At 60.2% G+C, this 17071-nt stretch carries 16 protein-coding genes; 7 read left to right on the forward strand and 9 right to left on the reverse strand.

Features of this window, described 5'->3' with window-relative positions; genetic code table 11:
* Nucleotides 1–3 precede the first annotated feature (3 nt).
* Nucleotides 4–927 carry a glycine--tRNA ligase subunit alpha gene (gene glyQ, locus VF684_RS17425; protein ID WP_005339464.1) on the reverse strand — a complete coding sequence of 308 codons (924 nt, stop codon included), beginning with the start codon at nucleotides 925–927 and terminating at the stop codon, nucleotides 4–6.
* A gap of 222 nt (nucleotides 928–1149) precedes the next feature.
* Here glyQ and VF684_RS17430 point away from each other — a divergent pair, with 222 nt between their 5' ends.
* The gene (locus tag VF684_RS17430; RefSeq protein WP_139440683.1) at nucleotides 1150–1722 is read left to right on the forward strand and encodes a DNA-3-methyladenine glycosylase I; all 573 of its coding nucleotides are present in this window, start codon (nucleotides 1150–1152) and stop codon (nucleotides 1720–1722) included.
* Nucleotides 1723–1851: 129 nt separating this feature from the next.
* Entirely contained in the window at nucleotides 1852–2508 is a 657-nt protein-coding gene (locus VF684_RS17435; RefSeq protein ID WP_005339468.1) for an OmpA family lipoprotein, read from the forward strand.
* Nucleotides 2509–2652: 144 nt separating this feature from the next.
* Here the strand turns inward: VF684_RS17435 and VF684_RS17440 are convergent, their stop codons facing one another.
* Both VF684_RS17440 and tusA read right to left on the reverse strand, forming a co-directional pair.
* Nucleotides 2653–3000 (reverse strand): RidA family protein, encoded by a 348-nt coding sequence (locus tag VF684_RS17440; protein WP_021229265.1) that lies wholly within the window; start codon nucleotides 2998–3000, stop codon nucleotides 2653–2655.
* Between the two features lie 21 nt (nucleotides 3001–3021).
* Nucleotides 3022–3267: a sulfurtransferase TusA gene (gene tusA, locus VF684_RS17445; RefSeq protein ID WP_005339470.1), complete on the reverse strand. Its 246-nt coding sequence runs from the start codon at nucleotides 3265–3267 to the stop codon at nucleotides 3022–3024.
* Between the two features lie 169 nt (nucleotides 3268–3436).
* Between tusA and VF684_RS17450 the strand changes: the two genes are divergently transcribed.
* Nucleotides 3437–3628 carry a hypothetical protein gene (locus tag VF684_RS17450; RefSeq protein WP_005339471.1) on the forward strand — a complete coding sequence of 64 codons (192 nt, stop codon included), beginning with the start codon at nucleotides 3437–3439 and terminating at the stop codon, nucleotides 3626–3628.
* 75 nt (nucleotides 3629–3703) lie between these two features.
* Here the strand turns inward: VF684_RS17450 and VF684_RS17455 are convergent, their stop codons facing one another.
* The 6 genes from VF684_RS17455 to VF684_RS17480 form a co-directional block, all read right to left on the reverse strand.
* Nucleotides 3704–4942, reverse strand: a complete 1239-nt coding sequence (locus tag VF684_RS17455; RefSeq protein ID WP_139440682.1) for an ABC transporter substrate-binding protein — start codon at nucleotides 4940–4942, stop codon at nucleotides 3704–3706.
* A 4-nt stretch (nucleotides 4943–4946) separates the two neighbouring features.
* Nucleotides 4947–6392, reverse strand: a complete 1446-nt coding sequence (locus VF684_RS17460) for an ATP-binding protein (RefSeq protein ID WP_005339474.1) — start codon at nucleotides 6390–6392, stop codon at nucleotides 4947–4949.
* Nucleotides 6389–7111 carry a response regulator gene (locus VF684_RS17465; protein ID WP_005339475.1) on the reverse strand — a complete coding sequence of 241 codons (723 nt, stop codon included), beginning with the start codon at nucleotides 7109–7111 and terminating at the stop codon, nucleotides 6389–6391. The genes VF684_RS17460 and VF684_RS17465 overlap by 4 nt, the downstream gene beginning before the upstream one ends.
* Nucleotides 7112–7389: 278 nt before the next feature.
* Complete coding sequence (gene fadA, locus VF684_RS17470; protein WP_139440681.1) at nucleotides 7390–8553, reverse strand: acetyl-CoA C-acyltransferase FadA; 1164 nt, start codon at nucleotides 8551–8553, stop codon at nucleotides 7390–7392.
* A 21-nt stretch (nucleotides 8554–8574) separates the two neighbouring features.
* Nucleotides 8575–10722, reverse strand: coding sequence for a fatty acid oxidation complex subunit alpha FadB (gene fadB, locus VF684_RS17475; protein WP_201998784.1), 2148 nt, complete (start codon nucleotides 10720–10722; stop codon nucleotides 8575–8577).
* A 204-nt stretch (nucleotides 10723–10926) separates the two neighbouring features.
* On the reverse strand, nucleotides 10927–12864 hold the full coding sequence (locus tag VF684_RS17480; protein WP_139440679.1) for an acetoacetate--CoA ligase: 1938 nt from the start codon (nucleotides 12862–12864) through the stop codon (nucleotides 10927–10929).
* A 191-nt stretch (nucleotides 12865–13055) separates the two neighbouring features.
* On the opposite strand from VF684_RS17480, the gene pepQ reads away from it, so the two are divergent.
* Genes pepQ through hemG form a run of 4 tightly spaced genes read left to right on the forward strand, consistent with a single transcriptional unit; the run spans nucleotide 13056 to nucleotide 17021 of the window.
* The gene (gene pepQ / locus VF684_RS17485) at nucleotides 13056–14378 is read left to right on the forward strand and encodes a Xaa-Pro dipeptidase (RefSeq protein ID WP_139440678.1); all 1323 of its coding nucleotides are present in this window, start codon (nucleotides 13056–13058) and stop codon (nucleotides 14376–14378) included.
* Nucleotides 14378–14995, forward strand: coding sequence for a YigZ family protein (locus VF684_RS17490; RefSeq protein ID WP_139440700.1), 618 nt, complete (start codon nucleotides 14378–14380; stop codon nucleotides 14993–14995). Before pepQ ends, VF684_RS17490 begins: the two co-directional genes overlap by 1 nt.
* Nucleotides 14996–15031: 36 nt before the next feature.
* On the forward strand, nucleotides 15032–16489 hold the full coding sequence (locus tag VF684_RS17495; protein ID WP_005339482.1) for a TrkH family potassium uptake protein: 1458 nt from the start codon (nucleotides 15032–15034) through the stop codon (nucleotides 16487–16489).
* A gap of 7 nt (nucleotides 16490–16496) precedes the next feature.
* Nucleotides 16497–17021 (forward strand): menaquinone-dependent protoporphyrinogen IX dehydrogenase, encoded by a 525-nt coding sequence (gene hemG, locus VF684_RS17500; protein WP_005339483.1) that lies wholly within the window; start codon nucleotides 16497–16499, stop codon nucleotides 17019–17021.
* Nucleotides 17022–17071: the final 50 nt, after the last annotated feature.

Below are 17071 nucleotides of genomic sequence, written 5' to 3' on the forward strand. Positions count from 1 at the left end.
TCCTTAACCTTGCTTGTTCTCACTGCGCTGACACATCGGGAAGCCCAGCGCTTCGCGGGAGGCATAGTATGCCTCTGCCACGGCCTTGGTCAGGGTGCGAATGCGCAGGATGTAGCGCTGACGCTCGGTGACCGAGATGGCCTTGCGGGCATCCAGCAGGTTGAAGGAGTGAGCGGCTTTGAGGATGCGCTCGTAGGCAGGCAGCGGCAGCGGTTTTTCCAGTGCCAGCAGGTTCTGGGCTTCCTTCTCGTACTGCTCGAAGCAGTGGAACAGGAACTCCACATCGGCGTGTTCGAAGTTGTAGGTGGATTGCTCCACTTCGTTCTGGTGGAACACGTCGCCGTAGGTGGTCTTGCCCAGCGGGCCGTCAGACCAGACCAGATCGTAGACGCTGTCCACGCCCTGAATGTACATGGCCAGACGCTCGAGACCGTAGGTGATCTCGCCGGTGACCGGCTTGCACTCGAGGCCGCCGACCTGCTGGAAGTAGGTGAACTGGGTCACTTCCATGCCGTTCAGCCACACTTCCCAACCCAGACCCCAGGCACCCAGAGTCGGGTTTTCCCAGTTGTCTTCCACGAAGCGGATGTCGTGGATTTCAGGATCCATGCCCAGCTCTTTCAGGGAGCCCAGATAGAGTTCCTGAATGTTGTCGGGGGAAGGCTTGATGATCACCTGGAACTGGTAGTAGTGCTGCAGGCGGTTCGGGTTTTCACCGTAGCGGCCGTCGGTCGGACGGCGGGACGGTTGCACGTAAGCGCAGGCGATGGGCTCCGGGCCCAGGGCACGCAGACAGGTCATGGGGTGGGAAGTACCGGCACCCACTTCCATATCCAGCGGCTGAATGATGGTACAGCCCTGGCGGGACCAATAGTCCTGCAGCTGCAGGATCAGGCCCTGAAAGGTTTTGACATCGAATTTTTGCATAATTTTTTTCGCGCGAAGTGAAAATCAGAGCAAGATTTGCTGAATGTGAACCGAGGGAGTATACCGTCTGGCATGGTCGGATAATAGGCGAAATTGCAGCGGATTCGCGGGATGGTGCTGCGCCCTGGCTGGTCGGGCGGGATGTCCGGTATATGATGTGAGCAGTGCCGCCTGCAGAGTGGGCAGGGTCGGGCAAACCGCTGAAATAACGAGGGAGAGGAAATGGAACTGCGCTGCGCCTGGGTGACCAAGGACCCGGAATACATTGAATACCATGACAAACAGTGGGGCAGGCCGGTCTATGACGCCCGCGAGCTGTTTGCCAAGCTCTGCCTCGACGGCCAGCAGGCGGGGCTGTCGTGGATCACCATCCTCAAGCGTACCGAGAGCTATTACCGCGCCTATGCGGACTTTGATCCGGTGCAGATTGCCCGGTTCGACGAGCAGGATGTAGAGCGGCTGATGCAGGACACCGGCATCATCCGCAACCGGCTCAAGGTGCAGTCGATCATCAAAAACGCCCGCGCCTATCTGGCGCTGGAGGCTGAAGGCATCGACTTCGCCGACTACCTGTGGGGCTTTGTTGGCGGCGCCCCCATCGTCCACCAGCGCCAGGGCAACGGCGATATTCCGGCGACTTCGCCGGAGTCGGATGCCATGTCGAAAGCGCTCAAGAAGCTCGGCTTCAACTTCGTTGGCAGCACCATCTGTTACGCCTTTATGCAGGCGGTGGGGATGGTGAATGATCATCTGGTCAGCTGTCCTTGCCACGCCGAGTGTCAGTTACCGCGCTGACCATCCGCCGATTGGCCAAAAAAACACCACTCTCGCCATCTGTTCAGGCTTGCGTCAGACAATGGCGTGCCAGCGCGTTACAATCCGGCCCCCGGCATGGTGCCGGATTGTTTTCACAGAGGTTTTTTCATGCGAGCCAAGATCCTGGTGCCAGCTCTGGCACTGACCGTTGCCCTGAGCGGCTGTACCACCAATCCCTACACAGGTGAATCCCAGACCTCCAAAGGTGCCTGGGGCGCGCTGGCTGGCGCCGCTGCCGGTGCGGCCGTAGGTGCGCTCTCTTCCAGCAAGGGTGACCGCAAGAAGGGCATCCTGACCGGCGTTGCTGCCGGCGCGGCGCTGGGTGGCGGTATCGGCTACTACATGGACGTGCAGGAAGCCAAGCTGCGCGAGAAGCTGCAGGGCACCGGCGTCAGCGTGACCCGCAATGGCAATGAGCTGATCCTCAACATGCCGAACAACGTGACCTTCGACAGCTCCAGCTCCCAGCTGAAAGCGGCCGGTGCCAACACCCTCTCCGGCGTGGCCATGGTGGTTGCCGAGTTCGACAAGACCCGTCTGAACGTGGTCGGTCACACCGACAGCACCGGTTCCCGCGATCTGAACATGAAGCTCTCCCGCGATCGTGCCGATGCCGTTGCTGCCCAATTGATTGGTCAGGGCGTAGCAGGCAGCCGCATCTCCACCACCGGCGTAGGCCCGGATCAGCCGGTTGCTACCAACAGCACCGCCGCTGGCAAAGCCCAGAACCGCCGCGTGACCATTACCCTGACCCCGACCGCCTAAGTCGCTCAGGTTTCGGTAACGAAAAGGCCCCGCCAGTAATGGCGGGGCCTTTCTATTGGAGCCGTTGCGAGCAATGGCCCCTTGTTGCTTGCTCCCTTCTCCCCTCGTGGGAGAAGGGGCGGGGATGAGGGGGATAAGCGCCTCTTAGACTGCCGCAGTCAGCTGCACTTCCACCTTGTAGCCTTCATGGGCTAAGCGGGCTTGTACACAGGCGCGCACGGGGGCGGTGCCTGCCGGAATCCAGGCATCCCACTGTTCGTTGAAGGCCGCGATGTCACCAATGTCTTTGAGATAGATATTGGCCATCAGGATCTTGTCGACGCCGGAGCCGTTGGCTTCCAGCAGGCGTTGCAGGCTTGCCAGCACTTCGCGGGTCTGCTGGTGGATGTCGGCCTCTTCGCTGACGGGTACTTCCACCACGTAGAGGGTGCCATTGTGGATGACCACGTCTGACCAACGCTGGGTGGTGCCGATTCGGGTAATGGTTGTCATGGAGTGCTCCGGTACGGGGGCTTATTGACCCTTGCGGATCAGATAGCGGTAGGGGGCCTGCTCTGTCTCGCTGGCGACCAGGGTGTGATCCATAAAGCGGCAGAAACTGGGGATGTCGCGGGTGGTTGAAGGATCGTCGGCGCTGACCAGCAGGGTCTCGCCATCCGCCATCAGCCGCACTTTCTTGCGAACCATCATAACGGGTTCCGGGCAACGAAGCCCGATTGCGTCCAACTCATGAGTTGCGCCGCAGAATAAATCACTCATCTATTATCAACCTTCAACCTATTCGGCTGCCAATGATACTCAGGGCTAAAAAATAATCAAACAAACGACCCATTAACCAGCATATGTAACCGAAATGTTATTCAACCCTATCCAGCTTGCGCCGGACGAGTAATATAAAAATTGAACCATATTCAACAAGGAGGTGAATATGCAGGTCTCCTACGGCAGATTACAAGCCTATGCAGGCATGGGGTTCTTGTCCTTCGCCATGATAGTGATGGGCAGCCCGATCGGGAATACCGGTACCTGGTTCGGCTCCATGGTGATGGTCGGGTTGGGGCTCTGGATCGAGCTCAGCGATTACTATGACGAGGATGAGGACGAGAACGATCAATCCTGAATCGGATGGCGATTCAACAACAAAGGCGGAGCAATTCCGCCTTTGTCATTTCTGCCGTTTGGCAATGTACCCGGATCAGCGGGTCGAGCGCATCGCCCGCTCCAGATGCAGCGCCGTCTGCTCTGGGTTGGCCTTGGGGTCGTTGAAGAAGTTGCTCAGCACATCGAGGATCGCCTGCCGCATATTGGTCGGCGTTGCCATCCCTTCCGCCATGCTGGGCAGCAGGTTGTCCTGCTTTTCCGCCAGCAGGAAATCCTGATAGGAGCGGACGGCGCAGCGGTCGAACTTGCTCATGTCGGGATTGGTCAGAGCCGGAATAGACCCCTTCACCCGATTGAACTCCTCCTGGAATTGCGGCGTCATCAGCAGTTGGGCCAGATCGCCCTGCGCCTGCAGCTGGGCCGGATCCCGCTGTTTGAACATGGCGATGGAGTCGAGGTTGTAGCTGAACAGTCCGGCGCTGCCCGGGCTCGGCAGACAGGCGATATCCTCACCCGGCCGGTAGTTACCGGCACTCAGTTCACCCTTCACCCAGTCCCCCATCACCTGCATGGCGGCGCCACCGCTCTCCAGCAGATTGGTGGCCTGATGCCACTTCAGACCGGCGTATTTTTGCGGCACATAGGTACGCAGCTGCTGGAAACGGGTCAGCACCCGCACCATGTCGGGGCCGGTCAGGGTGGCGCTGTCCTGCTCGAGGAACGCCTTGCGGTAGAACTCCTTGCCCCCCTCACCGAGCGCCACCGTTTCAAACAGTACCGCCAGCTGCCAGGGCTCGTTGCCGATGGCGAGCGGGGTGATGCCCCGTTTTTTAAGCTGGTCGGCGACGGTGACAAACTGGGCCCAGCTGGTGGGCGGAGTCAGCTTGTTGCGCTCGAAGATCTTGCGGTTGAGCCACAGCCAGTTGACCCGGTGGATGCCGGTGGGCACCGCCATCAGGGCACCATTCTGGCTGAGGGTGGCACGCACCATGGGCGGCATCTGACTGTACCAGCCGAGGTGTTCGGCCATGGGGGTGAGATCGCGCAGGAAGCCGAGCCCGGCCCACTCCTTGAGCTCGTAACCCTTGAGGTGGGCCGCTTCGGGCGGGTTGGCGGCCAGTGCCCGGCTCTTCAATACCGTCATGGCGCTCTTGCCGCCGCCGCCCTGCACTGCAAAGTCGTTCCACTGGTTGCCCTGTTTGGTCCACTCGGATTTGAGCACTTCGACCGCTTTTGCTTCGCCGCCGGATGTCCACCAGTGCAGCACTTCCACCTGGGAGGCGGCAACGGGAGCAGAGAGCAGGGCGATGACAGAAAAAGACAACCACTTCATAAGGTTACTGCCTTGGTAGGGAGAGCGTGGCCTGCAGGCCACCTTGCGGACGATTTTCCAGCACCAGATCGCCGCCGTGGGCGTGGGCTATGTTGCGGGCGATGCCAAGGCCGAGGCCGGTGCCAGCCTGATCCGTGCTGAGCCGGTAATAGGGTTCGAAAATGCGCTCGAACTGATCGTCCGGCAGGCCGGGGCCCTCATCCATGATAAAGAGGATCAGCATCTCCTCGTCATCCATGATGATGATGCGAACCCGCTGGCCGTACTTGATGCCGTTGTCCACCAGATTGCCGATGCAGCGCTTGAGCGCCAGCAGCTTGCCGCGATAGGGCCACTTGCAATGGCCTTCGATGGTCAGCCGCTCGTCGTGCAGGTTCATCGACTCCGCCATCTGCTCAAGCAGGGCGTTGATGTCGATCTCCTCGATATTCTCGTGAATGTCGGTCTCTTTGACCGTCTGCAGCGCCCCTTTCACCATCAGCTCCAGCTCGTCGAGATCCTTGTTGAACTTGGCGATCTGTACCTCGTCATCGAGCAGTTCGACCCGTAGCCGCAGCCGGGTGATGGGGGTCTTGAGGTCGTGGGAAATCGAGCTGAACAGCCGCTCTCTATCGTCGATATAGCGACGAATGCGGTGCTGCATGATGTTGAAGGCGCGGGTCGCCGCCACGATTTCCGACGCTCCTTCCTCCTTGAGCGAAGGCTGATCAATATCCTTGCCCAGATTCACCGCCGCCTTGGCGAGACGGCGCAGCGGCCGGGTCTGCCAGCGCACCAGCATAAAGGTGAAGAAGCAGAGGAACACCGTCATCAGGGCGATGAAGCGCACCTGGTTGCTCGGCATCACGGTATCGTCGAGGGTCATGTAGGGGGCGGGCAGCAGGGCCGCCAGATAGAGCCACTCCCCCTTTTCAATCTCGATCTGGGTCACCAGTACCGGTGGATTGAGCGGCTCCAGCGACAGGGTGTAGCGGGCCCAGGAGGAGGGTAGATCCGCCAGCAAGGTGTCGTTGTTGAAGACGTGGAGGTCATCGGGTCGGGAGAAGTCCACCTTGATCGCCATGGCGTCGGAGAGCTTGCGGGTCAGCACCCCCTGCACCTCCTCCAGCACCTGCGTCTTGCGTTCGCTGTCGGGGATGGCGTTGATGTGTATCTCTTCCTCGTTGAGTGAGACGAAGAAGCGGCTGCCCCCCATGTTGCGCAGCTGGTCCAGCGCGATATGGCGATACTGCAGCGGCAGGGATTTGAAGAAGTTGACGGTGGAAGCGGCAGACATGGCGAGGTTGCGGGTGGTGCTGAGCATCCCCTCCAGCTCCCGCTTCTGGATCTGCTGCATCCAGATGCCGGTCAGAATGGTCTGGGAGAGCAGGATGGCCAGCAACAGCAGCAGGATCATCCGTGACAACAGGGAGCGGGGCACCAGCGCCCCCCAGGACCACTTGTTGCTCATGGCAGCTCGTGCACCTCGGCAATCAGCATGTAGCCGCTACCGCGGATGGTCTTGATGATGCGCGGGCTCTTGCCGTTGTCGCCCAGCTTCTGGCGCAGACGGCTGATCTGCACGTCGATACCGCGCTCCATCGGCAGGCTTTCGCGGCCGCGGGTGGCATCCGAGATGGTGTCGCGATCCAGCACCACGCCGGGCTGTTGCAGGAACATGCCGAGCAGCATGGCGTCGCTGCCGGAGAGGTCCAGCAGGCTGCCATCATCATGGGTCAGCTGGTGGCTCAGGGTGTCGAGGGTCCACTCGGCAAAACGCAGGCGGCGGCTCGGCTCTTTCTCTTTTTCCGGCTGGCGGAATTCGGCGCGGCGCAGCAGCGCCTTGATGCGGGCCTGCAGTTCACGGGGGCTGAACGGTTTGGCGATATAGTCGTCGGCGCCCAGTTCCAGACCGATCACCCGATCCGCTTCGTCGGAGGCGGCGGTAAGCATGATGATGGGCACCTGGGAGTCACGACGGATCTGCTGGCAGAGGGTAAAACCGTCCTCGCCGGGCATCATGATGTCCAGAATAATCAGGTCCGGGCTGTGCTGGGCGAGTTGCTGACGCATCTCGTTGCCCTCCGCCGCCGTCAATACCTGAAAGCCCGCCCGGGTCAGGTACTCATTGAGCAGCTCGCGGATCTCTTGGTCGTCATCGACGATCAGCAGTTGTTTGCTCATTGACATATGTATGTGCATCCACCCATTTTTTTGTGCAGATTGAACCTGTCGGGGGAGTAAAAAGCAAGCAAGCCCCCTATCTAATGTGAGGTTTAAGGCAATAACAGCCTATTGATAAGATTAAAACGAAAAAAGGCCGACCCAAACGGGACGGCCAACAGACAGCTTCTGACCACTGACGAGCACCCCGTGTGGCGATCGTCACAGACTTGAAAAGGGGCCAGTCAGACTGGCCCCGAAAAGGGACAACTCTCAGTAGTGCATCCCGTCGATCCGGCTGGTTATCACACCCGTTCAAACACGGTGGCGATGCCCTGACCCAGACCGATACACATGGTGGCAACCCCCAGGGTGGCATCCTTCTCCTCCATCAGATTGATGAGGGTGGTGGAGATGCGCGCGCCGGAGCAGCCGAGCGGGTGACCCAGCGCAATGGCGCCGCCGTTCAGGTTTACCTTCTCGTCCACCTGATCCTGCAGACCCAGATCCTTCACGCAGGGCAGGGACTGGGCGGCAAACGCCTCGTTCAGCTCGAACAGGTCGATATCACCGACAGTCAGACCGGCACGCTTGAGCGCCTTCTGGGTGGCCGGCACCGGGCCGTAACCCATGATGGCGGCGTCACAGCCGGCGATGGCCATGGCACGTACCTTGGCGCGCGGCGTGAGGCCGAGGGCCTTGGCGCGATCCGCGCTCATCACCAGCATGGCGGCGGCGCCATCGGACAGCGCCGAGGAGCTGCCGGCGGTGACGGTGCCGTTGACCGGATCAAACACCGGGCGCAGCTGGCTCAGGGTTTCGACTGTGGTTTCCGGGCGGATCACCTCGTCATAGTCGTAGAAGAAGCGGGCGCCGCTGGCGTCATGGCCTTCCAGCCCGACGATCTCCTTGGCAAAACGTCCTTCTACGGTGGCGGCGTGAGCGCAGCGGTGGGAGCGGGCGGCAAACTCGTCCTGCTGCTGGCGGCTGATGCCGTGCAGCTTGCCGAGCATCTCGGCGGTCAGTCCCATCATGCCGGAGGCTTTCGCCACCGACTTGGCCATGCCGGGGTGGAAGTCGACGCCGTGGCTCATCGGCACGTGGCCCATGTGCTCGACGCCGCCGATGATGAAGATATCCCCATCACCCACCTGAATGGCGCGGGAGGCGTCGTGCAGCGCCTGCATGGAGGAGCCACACAGGCGGTTGACGGTAACCGCCCCCACCTGCTTCGGAATGCCGGCCAGCAGCGCGGCGTTGCGGGCGATGTTGAAGCCTTGCTCCAGGGTCTGCTGCACGCAGCCCCAGTAGATATCCTCGATCTCGTTCGGGTCGAGGTTGGGGTTGCGCAGCAGGATGGATTTCATCAGGTGCGCGGACAGATCTTCTGCACGCACGTTGCGGAAGGCGCCGCCCTTGGACCGGCCCATCGGGGTCCGGATACAGTCGACAATGACTACGTCTTTCATGAATGGATCTCCTTTCCGCAATCAGTAGAAGGTTTTGCCTTGGGCAGCCATCTCGCGCAGCTTGTCGCTGACGCGGTAGAGCGGGCCCAAGTCGGCATACTGGTCGGCCATGGCCACGTAGCGATCCAGACCAATGGTGTCCAGATAGCGGAACACGCCGCCGCGGAAGGGAGGGAAGCCCAGACCGTAGACCAGTGCGATGTCGGCTTCGGCTGGCGTGGCGACAATGCCCTCTTCCAGACAGAGCACCACCTCGTTGATCATCGGGATCATCATGCGAGCGATGATGGTTTCCTTGTCGAAATCCTGTTTCGGCTTGGCGATGGGGGCCAGCAGCTCGTAGCTAGCGGCGTCGGCCACCTTCTTCGGTTTGCCCTTCTTGTCCTGTTCGTAGGCGTAGAAGCCCTTGCCGTTCTTCTGACCGAAGCGGTTCACTTCGTACATCACGTCGATGGCAGTGCGGCCTTCCTTGCTCATGCGTGCCGGGAAGCCCTGCGCCATCACGTCACCGGCATGGTGACCGGTGTCGATGCCGACCACGTCCAGCAGGTAGGCGGGGCCCATCGGCCAGCCGAACTCCTTCTCCATTACCTTGTCGACGGCCGCGAAGTCGGCACCATCGGCGACCAGCTTGTTGAAGCCGAAGAAGTAGGGGAACAGCACGCGGTTGACGAAGAAGCCCGGGCAGTCGTTGACCACGACCGGCGACTTGCCCATGGCGGCGGCATAGGCCACCACGCGGTTGATGGTTTCATCGGAGGTCTGCTCGCCGCGGATGATCTCCACCAGTGGCATGCGGTGCACCGGGTTGAAGAAGTGCATGCCGCAGAAGTTCTGCGGGCGCTTCAGCCCTTTGGCCAGCAGGGAGATGGGAATGGTGGAGGTGTTGCTGGCGAGCACGGCGTCTTCGCCAATGATCCCTTCCACTTCGCCCAGTACGGCGGCTTTCACCTTGGGATTCTCGACCACGGCTTCGACCACTACGTCCACGCCTTTGACGTTGTCATAGCTGAGGGTCGGAGTAATGGCAGAGAGCACCTGGCCCATCTTGATGCCGTCGATGCGGCCCTTCTCGAGCTGGCCGTTGAGCAGCTTGGTGGCTTCGCCCATGCCAAGTGCCAGCGCCTTCTCGTTGATGTCCTTCATCACCGCCGGAATGCCCTTGCTGGCAGACTGGTAGGCGATGCCGCCGCCCATGATGCCGGCACCCAGTACGGCGGCGTGACCAGTGGCCTTGCTCGCCTGCTTGGCCGCCTTCTTGGCCAGCGCCTTGATGTGCTGATCATTCAGGAAGATGCCGACCAGTGCCTTGGCGACATCGGTCTTGGCCAGCTTGATAAAGCCCTGTGCTTCAACGACCAGCGCTTCGTCACGGCCCATACCTGCGGCGGCTTCGACGGTTTTCACCGCAGTCATCGGCGCCGGATAGTGTTTGCCCGCCACAGCGGCAACCATGCCGGCGGCGGTGGTGAAGCTCATCATGGCTTCCAGTTTGGAGAGGCGCAGCGGCGCTTTTTTGGCGGCGCGACGGCTCTGCCAGTCCAGCTTGCCCGCGATGGCGTCCTTAATCATCTGCAGCGCCGCGCTCTGCAGTGCATCCGGGGCGACCACGGCGTCGATGGCGCCCACCTTGAGGGCGTCATCGGCACGGTAGTCCTTGCCGGTGGTGATCCACTCAAGCGCGTTGTCGGCGCCGATCACCCGCGGCAGACGGACAGTGCCGCCAAAGCCCGGCATGATGCCGAGTTTGGTCTCGGGCAGGCCGATTTTGGCGCTGGTGTCGGCCAGACGGAAGTCGGTGGAGAGAATGGTCTCGCAGCCGCCGCCCAGAGCGTGGCCCTTGATGGCGGAGAGGGTCGGAACCGGCAGATCTTCGATGGCATTGAAGATGTCGTTGGCCTTTTTCAGCCAGCCGAGCAGATCTTCTTGCGGCAGATCGAACAGTTCCAGGAATTCGGTAATGTCGGCACCGACGATAAAGGCGTCTTTGCCGGAGGTGAGGATCAGACCTTTTAGTTCACGTTCTTGTTGTAATGCGGCGATCGCTTCGCTCAGGGAGAGCAGGGTAGCGCGATCCAGCTTGTTGACTGAACCCGGGGCATCAAACCTCAGCTCGGCGATGCCGTTTTCGAGGTAGCTGACCGACAGGGTTTCGCCTTGGTAGATCATGAGAGTGTCTCCTTGTTCCCACTCAGTGGGGAGTGGTGCTCCTTAATCCCCAGCAGGGGGCGAGGCTCACTATTGATCCAAAAGGAGACATTTTCAACACCTATTTAAAACATTTGTTTAACAGATCTCGAGTAAAAGCTCTTCATCACAAAACGGGCGAAAGAGAGGCGCCTTGTGGCGCCTCCGATGGATGTGAGTTTGTTATCAACTGGCCAGTTCCGGCCTGTTGCGATACTGGTTCAGCACCTCGGGATCGGCGAGGGCATGGGTATTGTTGACCGGTCGGTTGTGTACCACTTCCCGCACCGCCAGTTCGACGATCTTGCCGGACTTGGTGCGGGGGATGGCATCCACCTGCAGGATGCGGGCGGGCACGTGGCGGGCGGTGCAGTGCTGTTTTATTTGCTGACGGATCCGCTCGCGCAGCGGCTCATCCAGCTTGCTGCCCGCCTTGAGCTTGACGAACAGCACCACCCGCTCGTCCTGCTGCCACTGCTGGCCGATGACGATGCTCTCTTCCACTTCGTCGAGCTGTTCGACGTAGCGATAGATCTCGCTGGTGCCGATGCGCACGCCGCCCGGGTTGAGGGTGGCGTCGGAGCGGCCGTAGAACAGAATGCCGCCGGTCGGGGTCAGCTCGATCCAGTCGCCGTGGCACCAGATGTTGTCGAACCGCTCGAAGTAGGCGGCGTGGTACTTGTCACCATTCTCGTCGCCCCAGAAGTAGATGGGCTGAGCTGGGAACGGCTTGGTGCAGACCAGCTCGCCCTTCTCCCCCTGCACCGGCTGGCCCGCTTCGTTGAACACCTGCACCGCGAGACCGAGGCCGCGCCCCTGACTCTCGCCGCGATAGACCGGGCTGAGCGGGTTGCCGATGACGAAGCAGGAGCAGATGTCGGTACCGCCGGAGATGGAGCTGAGCTGCACATCCTGCTTGATCTGCTGATAGACGTAGTCGAACCCCTCCGGCGACAGCACAGATCCGGTGCTGCAGATCAGCCGCAAGTGCGGCAAATCGTGGGTCTTGATGGGGGCATAACCCTGCTTGTGCAGTGCATCGAGATACTTGGCCGAGGTGCCGAACAAGCTGACCTGCTCGTCGCGGGCCAGATCCCACAGCACGTTGCCATCCGGATAAAATGGCGAGCCGTCATAGAGCACCAGGGTGGCACCGGAGGCGAGGGCGCTCACCAGCCAGTTCCACATCATCCAGCCACAGGTAGTGAAGTAGAAAATCCGCTCCCCCGGTTTGATGTCGCAGTGCAGCTGGTGTTCTTTCAGGTGTTGCAGCAGGGTGCCGCCGATGCCGTGCACGATGCACTTGGGTTTGCCGGTGGTGCCGGATGAATAGAGGATATAGAGCGGGTCATTGAAGGCCATCGGCTCGAACTGGAGGCTGGCGTCCGGCTGGCTCGCCAGCACTTGCTGCCAGTCGTGACCAAGCTGCAGCGGGTTGCCGAGCAGGGGGATCATCACCGTCTGCTCTATGCTGCCGATCTGGCTGACGACCCCTACTACTTTGTCCTGAATATCGATAGCTTTGCCGTTGTAGCGATAGCCATCCACCGCAAACAGCACCCGCGGCCGGGTCTGGCCGAAGCGCTCCATCACGCTGGCCTCGCCAAAGTCGGGGCTGGTGGAGGTCCAGATCGCCCCCAGACTGGTGGTTGCCAGCATGGCAACCACGGTTTCCGGAATATTGGGCAGATAGGCGGCAACCACATCGCCACGACCAATCCCCTGATGACGCAGCCACTGAGCCAGCCGGGCAACCTGATCACTCAGTTCACCCCAGCTCAGGGTGCGGCTTGGGCTACCTTCGATGCGGGAGATGATAGCCGGGCTCTCGTCCTGACGGCGCAGCAGGTTTTCGGCGAAGTTGAGGCGGCTATCGGGGAACCAGCGGGTGCGCTGCATATCCTGACGGTTCTCCGCCACTATGTTGCCGAGCTCGCCCTTGACGCCGCAGTGCTGCCATACCAGCGGCCAGAAACGGGTGGTCTTCTCCACCGACCATTGATAAAGCTGCGGGTAGTTCTGCAACTGCAAGCCGTGGAAACGGTTCACCTCCGCCATAAAACGGTAGAGGTTGGATTGCTGCATCCCGAGCGGATCCGGTTGCCACAGGCAGAGGTTGTCCATGAGTAATCCCTGACTTCATGTATCTACCGGCAGTGTATTGAATTGTTTTTGATTTGTTAATGATTGGTTCTCTGTTGATAACAAACACGTTTGTAACGTATGCGTTACCTCACGAAGCGGCAGCTTGACGGGTCGAGCCGCCAAGCGCTTGATGTTATGCTGCAATCACATTCACCTCGGAGCAGGACGCCATGAGCAGCTACAGCCAACTTTTTGCCCAGCACCTCGATACCTTGCAGCAGCGCACCCGCGACATTCTGCAACAACAGGGGCTCAGCGGACTGGCCATCCACTCCGGCCAGACTCACCGCATCTTCCTCGATGATCAGGATTACCCGTTCAAGGTAAACCCGCATTTCAAAGCCTGGTTGCCGGTGCTGGACAATCCCCACTGCTGGCTGCTGGTGGACGGGGTGAACAAACCAATCCTGCTGTTCTACCGCCCGGTGGATTTCTGGCACAAAGTAGCGGATCTGCCCAATGCCTTCTGGGTCGAGTTCTTCGATATCCGTTTCCTGACCCGGCCGGAACAGGTGGCCGACCATCTACCTGCCAACAAGCAGGAGTGGGCCTATCTGGGCGGCCATCTGGAAGTGGCCGAGCTGCTGGGGCTGACCCAGCCCAATCCGGAGGCGGTGCTCAACTACCTGCACTATCACCGCGCCTACAAGACCCCCTATGAGCTGGAGTGTCTGCGCGAGGCGAACCGGATCGGGGTTCGCGGCCATATCGCCGCCAAGGACTCTTTTATGGCGGGGGCGAGCGAGTTCGAGATTAATCTGGCCTACATGAAGGCGGTCGGGCAGGGAGCCAATGAGGCGCCCTACGGCAATATCGTCGCTATCAACCGCAATGCGGCCATCCTTCACTACACCCATTTGTCCGCCGTGCGGGTGCCCGATGCGGAACGTCACTCCTTCCTGATCGATGCCGGCGTCGATTTTCACGGTTATGCCTCCGACATCACCCGTACCTGGGCGTGGCGGCGCGGCGAGTTTGCCGATCTGATTGCTGCCCTCGACGAGCAGCAGCAGGAGATCATCAAGGAGATCAAGCCGGGTCGTCGCTACAGCGAGCTGCATCTGCAGATGCACCACAAGCTGGCGCGCCTGCTGCAAGCGACCGAATTGGTGGATATGTCGGTGGACGAGATGATCAACACCGGGGTGACCAACGTCTTCTTCCCTCACGGCCTCGGCCACTTCCTCGGTTTGCAGGTGCACGATGCGGGCGGTTTCATGCAGGATGAGCGTGGCACCCACCTGGCGGCGCCCGAGCTGTTCCCCTATCTGCGCTGCACCCGGGTGATGGAGGTGGGTCAGGTGTTCACCATCGAGCCGGGGTTCTACTTCATCGACAGTTTGCTGGAGCCGCTGCGTCAGGGCGAACAGGGCAAACGGGTCAACTGGAACAAGGTGGAGGCGTTGCGGCCATTTGGCGGCATCCGCATCGAAGACAACATAGTGCTGCACGCCAACGGGGTGGAGAACATGACCAGACAAGCAGGACTATGATGGCGGCTGCGTACTCCATTCCGGCTGCCCCGCTGGAGTTGACCGAAGAGATAAAGAAGAGCCGCTTCATTACCCTGATCGCCCACACCTCGACCGTCGAGGCGGCCAAGGGGTGGGTCAACGAGATCAAACGCCAACATCCGGCCGCTCGCCATCACTGCTGGGCCTTTGTGGCGGGCGCGCCGCAAGATAGCCAGGTTTACGGCTTCAGCGATGATGGCGAACCGTCCGGTACCGCGGGCAAACCGATCCTGGCCCAGCTGATGGGTTCGGGGATTGGTGAAATCTGCGCCGTGGTGGTGCGTTACTACGGCGGCATCCAGCTTGGCACCGGTGGGCTGGTCAAAGCCTATGGAGGCGGCGTCGGTGCCGCCCTCAAGCAACTGCCCACCCTGCTCAAGGTGCCACGCACTCCCTCTCTCATTCACTGCGATTACGGTGACATGGGGACTGTCGAGTCGCTGATCAGCAGCCATAATGGCGAATTGCTGGCGGCCGATTACGGTCAGCAGGTCACCTTGCAGGTGGCGTGGGAGTCCTCAGTTTGGGCTCAGGTGGACCGTGAATTGACCGACCGGACTCATGGGCGGGTATCCCTCAGCCCCTTAGATGGCTAGAATCCATCGCTCTTTAATTGGGGAAAGGGAGCTGTAATGCACATCCTGAGCATTATTCGCATTGTTGGCCTGCTGGTTGCGCTGTTCAGCTCGACCATGCTGTTGCCTGCACTGGTGGCCTTTGGCTATCGGGATGGTGGTGGTGCCGAGTTCGTCAGCTCTTTTCTGATCGCCCTGCTGCTCGGCGTAGTGCTCTGGTTTCCCAATCGCTACCACAAGAAGGAGATGCGCTCGAAAGAGGGCTTTCTGATTGTGGTGCTGTTCTGGACCGTGCTGGGCAGTGTGGGGGCAGTGCCCTTCATCATGAGCGACGTGCCGGATATGTCGGTCTCGGAGGCCTTCTTCGAATCTTTTTCCGGCCTGACCACCACAGGGGCAACGGTACTGACCGGGCTCGATAATCTGCCCAAGGCGTTTCTGTTCTATCGCCAGCTTCTGCAGTGGCTGGGGGGGATGGGGATCATTGTACTGGCGGTGGCCATTCTGCCACTGCTGGGTATCGGGGGCATGCAGCTCTATCGCGCCGAGATCCCGGGGCCGGTGAAGGATACCAAGGTGACGCCGCGCATCGCCGAAACGGCCAAGGCGCTCTGGTTCATCTATCTGCTGCTGACCGCGCTCTGTGCGCTGGCCTACTGGCTCGCCGGAATGACGCTGTTCGATGCGGTGTGCCATTCGTTCTCGACTCTGTCGGTCGGTGGCTTCTCCACTCACGATGCCAGCATCGGTTTCTTCAACAGTCCGGTCATCAACCTGATTACCGTGGTGTTCCTGCTGCTGGCCAGCGTGAACTTTGCGCTCCACTTTACCGTCTTCTCTCACCGTCCGGTGCGGCTCGGGCGCTACCTCTATGATTCGGAGCTCAAGGTGTTCCTGGCCATTCAGGCGACCCTGGTGATGATCTGCTTTGTCGCCTTGCTGACCCACGGACACTACGCCACTTGGCAAGAGGCGCTCAACCACGGTCTTTTCCAGGCGGTCTCTCTGGGGACCACCACCGGCTACAGCACCACGACCTATGCAGATTGGCCCTCGTTCCTGCCCATGCTGTTGATGTTCTCCGCCTTTATCGGCTGTTGCGCGGGCAGTACTGGGGGCGGTATCAAGGTGATGCGTTTTATGATCCTGTTCATGCAGGGGATGCGCGAGTTGAAGCGGTTGGTTCACCCCAGAGCCATCTATACCTTGAAGCTGGGGAATCGGGCGGTGCCCGAGCGCATCGTCGAGGCGGTGTGGGGCTACTTCGCCACCTATATTATTCTCTTCTTTATGTTCATGCTGCTGTTGCTGATGACGGGGCTGAACGAAGTGACCGCATTCACCGCTGTTGCTGCGGCTTTCACCAACGTAGGCCCGGGTTTGGGAGAGGTATCAGCCAACTTCGGCAATATCTCGCCAGCGGCCCAGTGGGTACTGGTGTTGGCCATGTTGTTTGGTCGATTGGAAATTTTCACGCTTCTGGTACTGTTTACTCCTGCATTCTGGCGTAGTTGAGGTTGTTATGGACAAGATTCTGGTGCTTTATTCCTCTCGGGATGGCCAAACCCGCAAAATAGTCGATGTCATGCTGGAGCAGATGCCGGGATGCGAAGTGGTGATGCACGACCTGCACACCTTGCCGATGTGCAACCTCAGCAAGTATGCCAAGGTCTTGATCGGCGCCTCCATTCGTTATGGCAACTTCCACCCCAGCCTGTTCAGCTTTATTCACGCTCATCAGGAGCAGCTGGAGGTGGCCAATGCGGCCTTCTTCTGTGTCAACCTGACGGCCCGCAAGCCAGAGAAGCAGACGCCGCAAACCAATGCTTATATGAAGAAGTTCCTGCGCCTCTCTCCCTGGAAGCCGAAAACCCTGGGTGTGTTTGCCGGTGCGCTGCAGTACTCCCGCTATAACTGGTGGCAGACTCGCATCATCCAGCTGATCATGAAGATTACCGGTGGCAGTACCGACACCAGTAAGGACATTGAATTTACCGATTGGGAAAAGGTGCGCAGCTTTGCCCGCGAATTCTGGTCGAAAAGGTAGCAGTGTGATGTGAATTCAGGGTTTCTTGCCCGAAACAGCCCCGCCGATGC

It is taken from the genome of Aeromonas sp. Lyrl_2 (assembly GCF_051948815.1).
Taxonomy (GTDB): domain Bacteria; phylum Pseudomonadota; class Gammaproteobacteria; order Enterobacterales; family Aeromonadaceae; genus Aeromonas; species Aeromonas veronii.